Here is an 11,887-nt window from a genome sequence, read left to right as displayed (position 1 = left end):
TTGAATTTTGAAATGAAATAGTTATTTTTTTATTTTTTTATAAGCTTTGACTTTTTCACAGCATTCCCGTAGGACAAATACAGTACAAGTCTCTTATCCTTTCGCTATCAATGCTACCAAGGAGTTACTATGAGCACCGATGTCAAATGCATGTATCAGGGTCAGATCACTTCCTTCTTCATTCCTACTGTTACTCTGGTAGGTCCCAACTGCAGCAAGGAGATTCCCAACCGTCTGAAGAGCCTGGGCGCCAAGCATCCTCTTATAGTAACCGATAAGGGTATCGTTGCCTGCGGCATTCTGAAGCAGATCACCGACATTCTTGACGGCGCGGGTATTTCCTATGTTGTGTTCGACGGTGCCGTTCCGAACCCCACCGATCAGAATGTTACGGACGCTGCTGCCGTATATAAGGAAAACGGCTGCGACAGCCTCATCACCCTCGGCGGCGGCAGCTCCCATGACTGCGGCAAGGGCGTCGGCTTCCTCGTGAGCAACGGCGGCAAGATTCAGGACTACGAAGGCGTGGACAAGTCCTCCAAGCCCTTCCCGCCCTACATTGCCGTGAACACCACCGCCGGTACCGCTTCCGAAATGACCCGTTTCTGCATCATCACCGACGTGGCCCGCAAGGTGAAGATGGCCATCGTGGACTGGCGCTGCACCCCCAGCGTCGCCATCGACGACCCCGTCCTCATGATGGGTATGCCGCCTTCGCTCACCGCCGCCACCGGTATGGACGCTCTGACCCACGCCGTGGAAGCCTATGTTTCCACTGCCGCCACTCCCATGACGGATGCCTGCGCTGAAAAGGCCATTGAATTCATCAACCGTTATCTGCGTCGTGCCGTGGCCAACGGTCAGGACAAGGAAGCCCGCGAAGGCATGTGCTACGCCCAGTACCTCGCCGGTATGGCCTTCAACAACGCCAGCCTCGGCCACGTCCACGCCATGGCTCATCAGCTCGGCGGCTTCTACAACCTGCCGCACGGCGAATGCAACGCCATTCTGCTGCCCTACGTCTGCGAATACAACCTCATCGCCGCCCGTCGCCGCTTCGGCCGCATCGCCAAGCTGCTCGGTGAACGTACCGAAGGCTACACCGCCAATGAGTCCGCTGAAGCCGCCGTCAAGGCCATCCGCGAACTCTCCCGCGATGTGAACATCCCCGACGGCCTCATCGCCCTCGGCAAGAAGTACGGCAAGGAAGTCCGCGAGGAAGACATTCCGATCATGACCGCCAACGCCCAGAAGGACGCCTGCGGCCTGACCAACCCCCGCATCATGACCGATGCCGCCGTGGCCGCCATCTACAAGAAGGCCCTGTAAGAGCATGACATAGGCCGGAGCTTCCCCTCCGGCCCCCTCCACATTCTGGTACATCCCTCCCCGGCGGGCGCGTATGAAACACATACGCGCCCGTTTTGTCTATGCGCGTTCTGCCTAAGGGAACATGTTCAGGGGAGGGAACGACCGGTGTTCCCGGAGGGGCAGCCTCGGCGCGCGTATGTTGCGGTCTGTCCCGTGCCGCAACTTGCAGGGAAAAGGATGCCGGGAGCCGGAGTGCATACTCTCCGGGCAAGCTCCGCAGCGGAAGAGCCGAAAGCTTGGTTTGGCGTGAATACGGGGAGAAACGGAGGGCGGAAAAGTTTTCCTGCGTCTTCCGGGCGGAGCAAGAGGGCTGGGAAAAAGACGTCGTTTTTCGTGGAAGGTGACAGGCTCCGCAGCATGACGGCGGAGCGTGATGAAAAAGAAAAGGCCCCGGAAGTTCCGGGGCCCCGTGTTCAGAATGCGGTCTGCGGAGCAGAGGAAAAAAGACTTTTATTTCGCTTCAAGGAAGGCCTGATAGGCGAGTTTCGCAGAGTAGATGTCGGGCACGGAAGAAAGTTCGAAGGGACTGTGCATCCCGAGCAGCGCGGGCCCGGCGTCCACCACATCCATGCCGTAGGCGGCCAGGAAAAGGGCCACGGTTCCGCCGCCGCCCACGTCCACCTTGCCGAGCTCCGCCATCTGCCAGGGAATGTTCTTCGCATCCAGCACGCCGCGCATCCAGCCGACGTATTCGGGGTGCGCGTCGTTGGCGCCGTACTTGCCGCGGGAACCGGTGAACTTGCAGAATGCCACGCCGTGACCGAAAAAGGCGGAATTTTTAAGCTCGTGCCTGTCCTGCCAGTCGGGGTCCACGGCCGCATGTACGTCGCCGGAAAGGGCCTTCGTGTTCATCATGATGCGGCGGAAGGGGGTTTCCGGTTCCCAATAGGCGGCCATGTCTTCCACGCAGTACTGGAAGAAGCGCGAGCTTGCGCCGGTGGAACCGTCGGAACCGATTTCCTCCTTGTCCCAGAAAATGAGGCAGGAAGTGTATTCGGGTTCTTCCGCATCAAGCAGCGCTCGCAGGGCGGTGTAGACGCAGATGCGGTCGTCCTGACCATAGCCGCCCACGATACCCTTGTCCAGTCCCACATAGCGGGCGGGGCCGGCGGGCACGGCTTCAAGTTCGGCGGAAATGAGGTCGTCTTCCTTTATGCCGTACTTCTCATGCAGAAGCTGAAGCATACGGGCCTTGACCGGTTCCTTGGGGGCTTCCGCATCTTCTTCCTTGAGCACGGGTTCGTGCCCCAGAATGACGTTGAGCTTTTCCGCATCGAAGGCGTCGGAAAGCGTGAGGTTGCCGTCCTTATGGGAAAGATGGGGCAGAAGATCGGCAATGGTGAAGACCGGATCGCCTTCCTCTTCACCAAGACGCACGTCGATGGAACGGCCTTCGGCCGTGACGATGACGCCGTGCAGGGCCAGCGGACGCGCAAACCACTGGTATTTGCGCAGACCGCCGTAATAGTGGGTCTTGGCCTGGCCCACTCCCACCTGTTCCTGCAGCGGATGCTGCTTGAGGTCGAGGCGGGGGCTGTCGGTATGGGCGCTTATGAGGCGAATGCCTTCGCTCAGCGGGCGTCTGCCCCTGCGGGCCACGAAGATGGCCTTGTTGTGCAGGGCCTGCCAGCCTTTATCGGAGGAAAAGCCTTCCGTATAGCCCGCTTCCTTCAAAAGGGCGATGACGCCGGAAACGGCTTCGCGTTCCGTCTTGCAGTCGGAAATGAAACGGATATAGGCGTCGGCCAGCTCGTACATGGCGCGGCGGTCTTCGGCCGAGCGGTAGACTTCCCAGCCGGAAGTGGAGGTGGATGCAAGTTCGTCCATGATGACCTCGAAAGGATGAGAGTTGTTTTCAGGTGCGGTTCGGTCAGCGGTTGTCGCAGAGGGCTTGTTTAAGCACGCGCACCGCATCGGGGAAATCTTCCTCTTCCAGGGTGCGGGGGTCAAGCTGGAAATACGGATCTTCCAGCCTGCCGATAAGCGGAGGATCGGTGCGGAGCAGGCGTTTTTTCAGCTGTGCGGCGGATATGCCCGCAGGTTTGATGGCTATGAGCGTGGTGGGCATACCTTGTTCGGGAAAGGCTCCGCCCCCTACGCGGGAGAAGTCGCTTTTCAACGAACATCCGGCAAGGGGGCCGAGTTCTTTTTCAAGCAGCGCCCGCAGCGTTTCGGCGCGTGCGTGCAGCAGGTCGGCGCTCATGGTCATGCGGCGCACCGTAGGTACTTCCCGCAGGGCCGTTTCCTTGTCGAGATACAGGCTGAGCGTGGCTTCGAGCGCCGCCAGGGTGAGCTTGTCGCAGCGCAGGGCGCGCAGAAGCTGGTTGCGCTTCATCCTGTCCACATACTCCTTCCTGCCCACGATGATGCCCGCCTGAGGGCCGCCGAGCACCTTGTCGCCGGAAAAGGTGACGACGTCGGTACCTGCCTTCAGCACTTCCGGTACGGTGGGTTCATCGTGCAGGCCCCACTGCGAGAAATCGAGCAGGCTCCCGCTTCCGAGATCCTCCAGAAGGGGCAGGCCGTGGGCATGGGCGAAGGCGGCAAGCTCCGCAGGGGGAACCGAGGAGTGGAATCCGATGATGCGGTAGTTGGAAGGATGAACCCAGAGCACGGCGCGGGTGTTTTCAGAGAGGGCCTTTTCGTAGTCGGCAAGGTGGGTGCGGTTGGTGGTTCCCACTTCCTTCAGCGCGGCTCCGCTGCGCTCCATCACGTCGGGAATGCGGAAACTGCCGCCGATTTCCACAAGCTGCCCCCGGGAAAGGATGACTTCCCCGCCTTTGCAGAGCGTATCCAGCATGAGCAGCACCGCCGCAGCGTTGTTGTTCACCACAAGGGCGGCCTCCGCGCCGGTGAGGGTGGTGAGAAGCTCTTCCACAAGGCTGATGCGGCTGCCCCGTTCTCCCGTTTCCAGGTCGAATTCCAGGTTGCTGTAGCCCGAGGCGGCGACGCGCACCGCCTCCTGTGCTTTTTTTGCCAGAACGGAACGGCCGAGATTGGTATGCACCACCACGCCCGCGCCGTTGAGCACGCGGCGGAGACGGGGACGGGTGCTTTTTTCCACGGCGGAGCAAAGGCGCGGCAGCACGGCTTCCACGGTCAGCTCGGAGGCGTCCTTCACAAGGCCCGCGCGTATGTCTTCACGGAGAGTCTCGAGCACGGCGCGGCAGCTTTCCCGCAGCACGGCGTGCGCCGTGGAAGGAAACCTTTCTTCAAGAGCGCGCAGGCAGGCGTCCACCGAAGGAAGCGAGCGAAAAAGGGAAGACATGGATACTCCTTGCATGGTTTGGAGGGAACAGCCTTGTTATGCGGAGGCACCCGGCGCTTCCAGAAGGTCGGGCCAGAGGGTGAAAAGCTCCGAAAGCAGGTACAGCGAGCCGCACACCATCACGGGCCTTCCCCCGGCGGCCGACTTCGCTTTTTCCAGAGCTTCGGCAAGGTCCGGTACGGCGCAGGCGTTCGGGCCGAGCATGGCGGCCAGCTCGCTCCCCTGTGCGGCGCGGGCGTTGTCTTTGATGGTGGGAACGAACAGGGGCAGGTCTTTTGCCAGAGAGCGTACAAGAGCCGTGAGTTTTTCCGGTTCCTTGTCCGCCAGGCAGGAGAACACCAGCGCTCCGGGAAGTTCCTCTTCCTTCATCTGCGCAACGGCTGCAAGAAGGGCCGTCATGCCGTGGGTGTTGTGCGCGCCGTCCAGCCACAGGGCGGGGCGACGTCCCGTCGCCGGAACATACTGCAGCCTTCCGGGAATGAAGGCATTTCTGAGCCCCCGCGCAATGGTGCGGGCGTCGGTTTTCCAGCGGTAGCGGTGGCACAGCAGCACCCAGGCAAGCACCGCAGTCTGGGCGTTGATGCGCTGATGCGGTCCCCGCAGGCCGAGCACCGCGTCTTCCGGCAGTACGGAACAGGCCTTCAGCTCGTCGGGCAGGTTTTCCCAAAGCGCGATACCGGCCCGGGTGCCGCCGCAGCCCCGGGGCGTGGGGCAGGAGCACAGCGGGATGCCGCGCTCCTCGGCCCGTGCAAAGAGAACGTCCTGCGCTTCCGGCACCTGCGGAGCGCTGACGGCCACGGCAACTCCCTTGCGCAGCGCGTCGGCCTTGTCGTCAGCTATGGCGGCGAGAGTGTCGCCCAGCACGTTCATGTGATCCATGCCCATGGGCACAAAACAGGTCATGTCCACGGGAAGGGCGGTGGTGGCGTCGTAACGGCCGCCGAGTCCCGCTTCGAAGATCATGAGATCGCATTCGCTGGTCTGGAAGGCGGAAGCCGCCATGACGGTAAGCAGCTCGAAATAGGTGAGCCCGGGCTCGATACGGACGGCATCTCCGGCAAGGGCGGGCCAGATGCGGCGGGGAAGCATGGTGCGGTTCAGACGGATGCGTTCTTCCGGCCATACGAAATGAGGAGAAGTGTACAGCCCCGCGTTCAGCCCGTGGGCCATGGCTATGGACTGAAGAAAGACGGAGGTGGAACCCTTGCCGTTGGTTCCCACGATCTGTACGGCGGGGCAGCGGAGCTTGTCGAGTCCGAGGCCCTTCAGCGCGCGCTCCATACGTCCCAGCCCCATATCCATATGAAAGAGGCCGAGAGAGTCCAGATGCTTCAGCACGTCCTCGTAGGTATGGAAGGGCGCGTCCTCAGGCAGGCGGCAGCAGCATAAGTTCTGATCAGTCATGGGCGGCTTCTTTCTTGGCGCGTGTTGCGGCGCGCAGCCATTCATACCAGGCGTCCAGGCCGGAACGGGTGCGGCAGGAAACTTCCATGACGGCAAGATCGGCGTTGGCGGCGCGGGCGTGGGCGCGCGCCTTGTCCACGTCGAAGTCCACATAGGGCAGCAGGTCGATCTTGTTGAGAATCATGGCCTTGGCCTTGTGGAAAAGATAGGGGTACTTCTGGGGCTTGTCGTCTCCCTCCGTCACGCTGAGCAGAGCGATCTTCGCATCTTCTCCGCAGTCGAATTCCGTGGGGCAGACGAGGTTGCCCACGTTTTCGATGAACAGAATGTCGAGTCCCTCGAGGTCGACGGCCTGAAGCGCTTCGCTGATCATGCTGCTGTTCAGGTGGCAGCCCCCTTCGGTATTGATCTGCACGGCCTGCGCGCCGGATGCGGCCACGCGGCGGGCGTCGTTGTCGGTCTGCAGGTCGCCTTCGATGACGGCCATGCGGAATTCTCCCGCGAGGTCGTTCAGCGTGCGTTCCAGAAGAGACGTCTTGCCGGAACCGGGAGAGCTTATGAGGTTGAGCACGAGTATGCCGCGCTGCGTGAAGTCGGCGCGCAGGCGCGCGGCGATGCGGTCGTTGGCCTCCAGTACATTGCGTACGACGGGGATTTCCATGGTGAACCTCAGCTTTTTCTGAAAAAGAGTAAGAGGGCGCGAGTGTTACTCCGCCTCCAGGTGGTCGAGAAAAATGCCTTCCCCGCCCGTGATGCTGAAGGGAGCGGTTTCCCCGCAGGCGGGGCAGGGCAGGTACAGAGCGTTTTTGTCTTCGGGATGGAACACATGCCCGCACAATCGGCAGCAGAGTCCGAGCGGTTCTTCCACAAGTTCCAGCTTTGCGCCTTCGTGAGGCGTTTTTGCCGTCATGACCTCGAAGGCCATGCGCATGGCGTCGGGCTGTACCTGATCCAGTACGCCGTAGCGTATGCGCAGAAGAAGAAGACGCGAGGCCCCGTGCCGGGAAAGTTCCTCCCGGGCGATGTCCATAACGCTTGCCATAAGGGAAAGTTCATGCATGACCATGGTCTATAGGAAAAAGGCCGGACCGTCCACCGTGGCAGAATTTTTCACATGAAGGGGGCGGCTTGTCATGGCATGGACATCTCGGCTATAGAGGTACGAAATACCGCTTCGGATCATGAAGCATGAGAGGTTCTATGCGCAGGACATTGCGTCTTTTCGCCTGTGCGGCGGGTATGCTGGTCGTCGCCGTGGGCGTTGCCGCGCTTTTGAAGGATGAACCCGGCTATGAGGCCGGACGTTCGGAAGTGTCGGGAAAGATTGTCGGACTCACGGAATATCAGGAAGGCAGAGGAGGGGCGGAAGGCGCGTCTTCTTCGATGGAAGAAGAGCAGGCCTCCGGCCCGGAAGCGATAAAGGACGCGGAACCTCCTTCCGCGCGCATGGACGATACGCCCCCTTCCGGCGAGAAGAGCAGCTTTACGGAAGGCAGCCATGAGACGCAGCCGTTGCCGAATGCTCCCCGGAGCGGAGAGCAGGCCGCGCCCGCGTCCGAAGGCGCCGTTTCTTCCCCCGTTCATGAGAAAGCGAAGACTGCTGCTTCGGTGGTGGAGGCTTTCTCTGTCCGGGAGCCGGAACAGGTCGAAGAAAAGAAGGTTCCGGCAGAGCGTGAGGAAACGCCCCGTTCTGCGGAGAAGGCCTCTGCAGAAAAAGCCGTACTTTCGCAGCAGGCGGAGAAATCGCAGGCTGCTGTCGTGGAAGCCGTGGCCGAAAGGAAGGATTCCCGGGTTGCAGCATCTGCCGCAAAGAACGATGCTGCGGAGGAAGCCGGAACGGCCCGGGCGCGTACTTCCGCAGCTTCCTCCCGCGAGGCTTCCGCGGAGCCGCGTATTGTATCGGGCGGCGAGGGAGTCGCAGGGAAAAAGGCCCGGCCCCGGTATGAACGGGTGGTGACTTCCGCAAAATTTTCCATGAAGGGCAGCCTCATCAAGCTTGTTCTTCAGGGCAATGCTCCCATGGTGGGGCATTGTTCCGTTCTCGGCAATCCCGATCGCGTGGTGCTCGATCTTGCGGGCAACTGGGAACTGGAAGTTCCCCGTGTTCCCAGCAACAGACTTGTTCAGGCTGTTCGCGTGGGGCAGCATGACGACAAGACCCGCATCGTGCTGGACATGAAGACCATGGGCAAGGTGGCTCTGGTTCCCCTGAACCGCAACTGCCTTGAGCTGAGCATACAGTAGGCCGGAGGCAGAAACATGAACGTGAACGGCAGGCATTACCGTACCATCTGGACGGAAGAGAGGGGCGGGGAGGAAACGCTCTGCATCATCGATCAGACGGCGCTTCCCCACGAATTCAGGACAATTGAGCTGAAAACCGTGGACGATGTGTGCCGCGCCATACGCGACATGCATGTGCGCGGGGCGGGACTTATCGGCGCTGCCGCGGCATGGGGCGTATGGGTTGCGGCCCGCACCGCGCCCGAGGGCGATTTTTCCGGCTTCATGGCGGAAAGCATGGGGAAAATGCGCGCCACGCGGCCTACGGCGAGCAATCTTGCCTGGGCGCTGGAGCGGCAGAAGAAGGCTCTTGCCGGGCTGGGCCGGAAGGATGCCGTTGCCGCCGCCCATGCCGAAGCGCAGGCCATAGCCGACGAGGATGCCTCGTTCTGCCGCCGCATAGGCGAGCACGGCCTTGCAATCATCAGGGAAATTGCGGCCCGCAAGGGCGGGAAACCCGTCCATATTCTTACGCATTGCAATGCCGGGTGGCTGGCCTTTGTGGATTACGGTTCCGCGCTTTCGCCCGTGTACGCCGCGTTCGACGCGGGTATTCCCGTTCATGTATGGGTGGATGAAACACGGCCGCGTAATCAGGGCGCTTCGCTTACCGCCTGGGAACTGGGTATGCACGGCGTTCCCCACGATCTTGTCGCCGACAACGCAGGGGGACATCTCATGCAGCACGGCATGGTGGACATGGTCATTACCGGCACCGACAGAGTGACGCGCCGGGGCGATGCTGCGAACAAGATCGGTACCTATCTGAAAGCGCTGGCCGCGTACGACAATACGGTTCCCTTCTATGTGGCGCTGCCTTCCTCCACGTTCGATTTCGCCCTGAGCGACGGCGTGCGTGAAATTCCCATTGAAGAAAGAAAGGCCGACGAGGTGCGCGTCATGTCCGGGCTTTCGGAGAAGGGCGCCCTTGAGCGCGTGCTCATCTGCCCGCAGAAGACGCCCGCCCGTAACTGGGCCTTCGACGTGACTCCGGCACGCCTCATTACGGGGCTCATTACCGAGCGCGGCGTATGCGAGGCCTCGGAAAAGGGCATTCTTTCCCTGTATCCTGAACAGGCATAAGGAAGAAACGATGACCGAAGAAGGTTATGTCAAATACCGCTGCGTGCATGAGAACGGTCCGGCCCCGACGCATCCCGGCTGGAAGGCGTTGAACGATCTGCGCTCCGATCTTGTGCGCGCAGGGCTTGTGGGGGTTCTGGAAAACGGCGTGGGCTACGGCAACGTATCTCTCCGCGCGGAAAACGGTTTTGTGGTCACGGCCACGGCTACGGGGCATATTCCCGAGCTGGGGCCGGAAGGCTACACGCTGGTGACCCGCTGCGATATCGACGCCAACACCGTGTGGTCCACGGGGCCCGCCCAGGCCAGTTCGGAATCCATGACCCATGCGGCGGTGTATGAGGCTTCTCCTTCCATCAACTGTGTCATTCATCTGCATCATGCAGGGCTTTACGGGCAACTGATCGAGGGCAGGGCTCCGGCCACGGCGCCGGATGCGGCCTTCGGTACTCCGGCCATGGCCCGCAGCGTCGCGGAGCTGGTGCGCCGGCATCCGGCGGACGGCATCATTGTCATGACCGGACATCAGGACGGGTTCATCATGTATGCTCCCGATGTGGAGCACATGCGCGATCTTCTCTATATGCTCTCGCAGGGGTATATTCCCTGCTGATCCGGGCGCTTTGTAACGCCGGGCATGAATGACGGCGGGTGGAGAATGATTCAGAAAACGGCTTTTTGCCTGCGCGTCGGCAAAAGTCCGGCACAGGCGGGCGCGACATGCGACCGGAGCTGCAAACGACATGACGGGAGCGAATATGAGCAGAAAAATAGGCATTATCGGCGGCAGCGGGCTTGACGACCCCACTCTTTTTGAAAACGCCCGCGACATCGTCATGGATACGCCCTACGGGCAGCCCTCCAGCTCTCTGCGCGAAGGGATGATCGACGGCGTGCCCGTGGTGCTCATGGCGCGGCACGGGAGGGAACACACCATTCCCCCCACCCAGGTGAACTATCGCGCCAATATCTGGGCGCTGAAGAACGCAGGCTGCACCCATGTTCTGGCCAGCACGGCGGTCGGTTCCCTGCGTGAGGAAATACGGCGCGGCGATCTTATCATTCCCGATCAGTTCATCGACTTCACAAGGTCACGCAAGCTGAGCTTTTTCGAATCGTTCGCTCCGGGCGAGCCCGTGCATACAGCCATGGCCGATCCTTTTGATGCGGACCTGCGTTGCGCGCTGATCGAAGGTCTTGCCGGGCTGGGCTATGCCTTCCATAAAACCGGAACGGTCGTTACCATCGAGGGGCCGCGTTTTTCCACGCGGGCGGAATCCCGCATGTTCCGAAGCTGGGGCGCGGACATCATCAATATGAGTATTGCCACGGAAGCCATCATGGCCAATGAGCTGGGCGTACCGTATGCGGCCGTGGCCATGAGCACGGATTATGATTCCTGGAAGGAAGACGATACCGTTACCTGGGAGGCCATTCTCTCCGTGGCGCAGGCCAATGCGCAAAAGGTGCTGGAACTTTTCCGGCTGGTCATCCCCCGCTTGGCGTAAAGAAGACGTATCTTACCGAACACGGCAGGATGCGTTTTTAGAAGGCTTCCCCGGAAGGGGGAATCCCGCTTTGCGGCAGGCCGGGAGAACTGGAAAGGCCGTGTTCAAAAAGCGTTCCTTGAAAAGAGGGGCGCTTTTTTTGGTGGAAGCACCCGGAGATTCCCGGAAGGAGAAAACAACAGCTTTTTTAAGGAAGGAAGGCTTTTTTGCGCGCTGCACCGGCAGAGTGTGCAGTGGATATACGGGCAGAAGAGGCGACGGGCGACCAGAGGATTCCGGTCACTGATTCTGTGCATCATGCGCCTTCCGGCGGAGGAGGGGAGCATGCTTGCCCGGGACAGGGCACATGCTCTTCAGTATTGTCTGCCGCAGATTCTTCTCGGAAGCTCTGCATGAGAAGCGGAAAACGGCGTGTTTTCCCGGAAGAGAGAGGTGGAACGGCGTTTCCGTTGAAAACGGGCCGCGGCGGAAAATGTTGAGAGGAAAAGGGCAAAAGAGCGCTTTCCTGCAACTGTTTTCCGCTTTGCCGGGTATTTTTTCCGCGTTTTCGGCCTTTCGGGGGAAGAATTGCCGGAAAAAGGCCTTTCGGAAGAGAAAAAACAAAAAAATTTTGTTCCCTATGACAAGTTTTATCGGCAGGATACGAAGAATCAGCGAAAAATTTCCCGAAAAAGGCGAAAAAAGTGTTTGACAGAACGGGGTGAAACGGGCATAACTCGAAAACGCGCTGAGGCACAGCGGCTCAAACGAGCCCACACCGAAGGCGCTTCGCTGAAAAAAAACTTTGAAAAAAGTTGTTGACAGCGGAAACGAAAAGTTGCATAAAGCAACACCGCCGCGAGTGAGCGGCACGGTTCTTTGACAAGTGAAGAGCGAGTTGGGAAATAGAGCTTTGAGTTCGATTTGAGAACTTTATGTTCTCTAAATCAAATACTTTTCAACTGGAGAGTTTGATTCTGGCTCAGATTGA

Annotated in this window: 11 protein-coding genes; 6 read left to right on the top strand and 5 right to left on the bottom strand. The window is 60.2% G+C overall.

From position 1 onward, the window contains the following. The first annotated feature begins 129 nt into the window (after positions 1–129). The gene (locus CZ345_RS00580) at positions 130–1,329 is read left to right on the top strand and encodes an iron-containing alcohol dehydrogenase (protein WP_077071263.1); all 1,200 of its coding nucleotides are present in this window, start codon (positions 130–132) and stop codon (positions 1,327–1,329) included. Between the two features lie 492 nt (positions 1,330–1,821). Here CZ345_RS00580 and CZ345_RS00575 read toward each other — a convergent pair whose 3' ends face one another. Genes CZ345_RS00575 through CZ345_RS00555 form a run of 5 tightly spaced genes read right to left on the bottom strand, consistent with a single transcriptional unit; the run spans position 1,822 to position 7,103 of the window. Then, positions 1,822–3,198: an aminopeptidase gene (locus tag CZ345_RS00575; RefSeq protein WP_077071262.1), complete on the bottom strand. Its 1,377-nt coding sequence runs from the start codon at positions 3,196–3,198 to the stop codon at positions 1,822–1,824. A 43-nt stretch (positions 3,199–3,241) separates the two neighbouring features. Beyond that, on the bottom strand, positions 3,242–4,639 hold the full coding sequence (selA, locus tag CZ345_RS00570) for an L-seryl-tRNA(Sec) selenium transferase (RefSeq protein WP_077071261.1): 1,398 nt from the start codon (positions 4,637–4,639) through the stop codon (positions 3,242–3,244). A gap of 36 nt (positions 4,640–4,675) precedes the next feature. Beyond that, positions 4,676–6,043 carry a bifunctional folylpolyglutamate synthase/dihydrofolate synthase gene (locus CZ345_RS00565; RefSeq protein WP_077071260.1) on the bottom strand — a complete coding sequence of 456 codons (1,368 nt, stop codon included), beginning with the start codon at positions 6,041–6,043 and terminating at the stop codon, positions 4,676–4,678. Continuing rightward, positions 6,036–6,704 (bottom strand): hydrogenase nickel incorporation protein HypB, encoded by a 669-nt coding sequence (hypB, locus tag CZ345_RS00560; RefSeq protein ID WP_077071259.1) that lies wholly within the window; start codon positions 6,702–6,704, stop codon positions 6,036–6,038. The genes CZ345_RS00565 and hypB overlap by 8 nt, the downstream gene beginning before the upstream one ends. Positions 6,705–6,749: 45 nt before the next feature. Further along, positions 6,750–7,103 (bottom strand): hydrogenase maturation nickel metallochaperone HypA/HybF, encoded by a 354-nt coding sequence (locus CZ345_RS00555; protein ID WP_077071410.1) that lies wholly within the window; start codon positions 7,101–7,103, stop codon positions 6,750–6,752. Positions 7,104–7,243: 140 nt separating this feature from the next. Between CZ345_RS00555 and CZ345_RS00550 the strand changes: the two genes are divergently transcribed. The 5 genes from CZ345_RS00550 (at position 7,244) to CZ345_RS16955 (ending at position 11,608) form a co-directional block, all read left to right on the top strand. Then, a complete protein-coding gene (locus tag CZ345_RS00550; RefSeq protein ID WP_162274899.1) occupies positions 7,244–8,287 on the top strand; it encodes an AMIN domain-containing protein in 1,044 nt (347 codons plus the stop codon). A 15-nt stretch (positions 8,288–8,302) separates the two neighbouring features. Next, complete coding sequence (gene mtnA / locus CZ345_RS00545) at positions 8,303–9,409, top strand: S-methyl-5-thioribose-1-phosphate isomerase (protein WP_077071257.1); 1,107 nt, start codon at positions 8,303–8,305, stop codon at positions 9,407–9,409. A 10-nt stretch (positions 9,410–9,419) separates the two neighbouring features. Further along, entirely contained in the window at positions 9,420–10,022 is a 603-nt protein-coding gene (locus CZ345_RS00540; protein WP_077071256.1) for a class II aldolase/adducin family protein, read from the top strand. 145 nt (positions 10,023–10,167) lie between these two features. Continuing rightward, a complete protein-coding gene (mtnP, locus tag CZ345_RS00535; protein ID WP_077071255.1) occupies positions 10,168–10,917 on the top strand; it encodes an S-methyl-5'-thioadenosine phosphorylase in 750 nt (249 codons plus the stop codon). 346 nt (positions 10,918–11,263) lie between these two features. Continuing rightward, positions 11,264–11,608 (top strand): hypothetical protein, encoded by a 345-nt coding sequence (locus tag CZ345_RS16955; RefSeq protein WP_162274898.1) that lies wholly within the window; start codon positions 11,264–11,266, stop codon positions 11,606–11,608. The last annotated feature ends 279 nt before the right edge of the window (positions 11,609–11,887 follow it).

The sequence above is a fragment of the Mailhella massiliensis genome (genome assembly GCF_900155525.1).
Classification (GTDB): domain Bacteria; phylum Desulfobacterota; class Desulfovibrionia; order Desulfovibrionales; family Desulfovibrionaceae; genus Mailhella; species Mailhella massiliensis.
The sequence above is the reverse complement of the archived record's forward strand: the minus strand, read 5'-3'. Positions and strand labels throughout refer to the sequence as shown.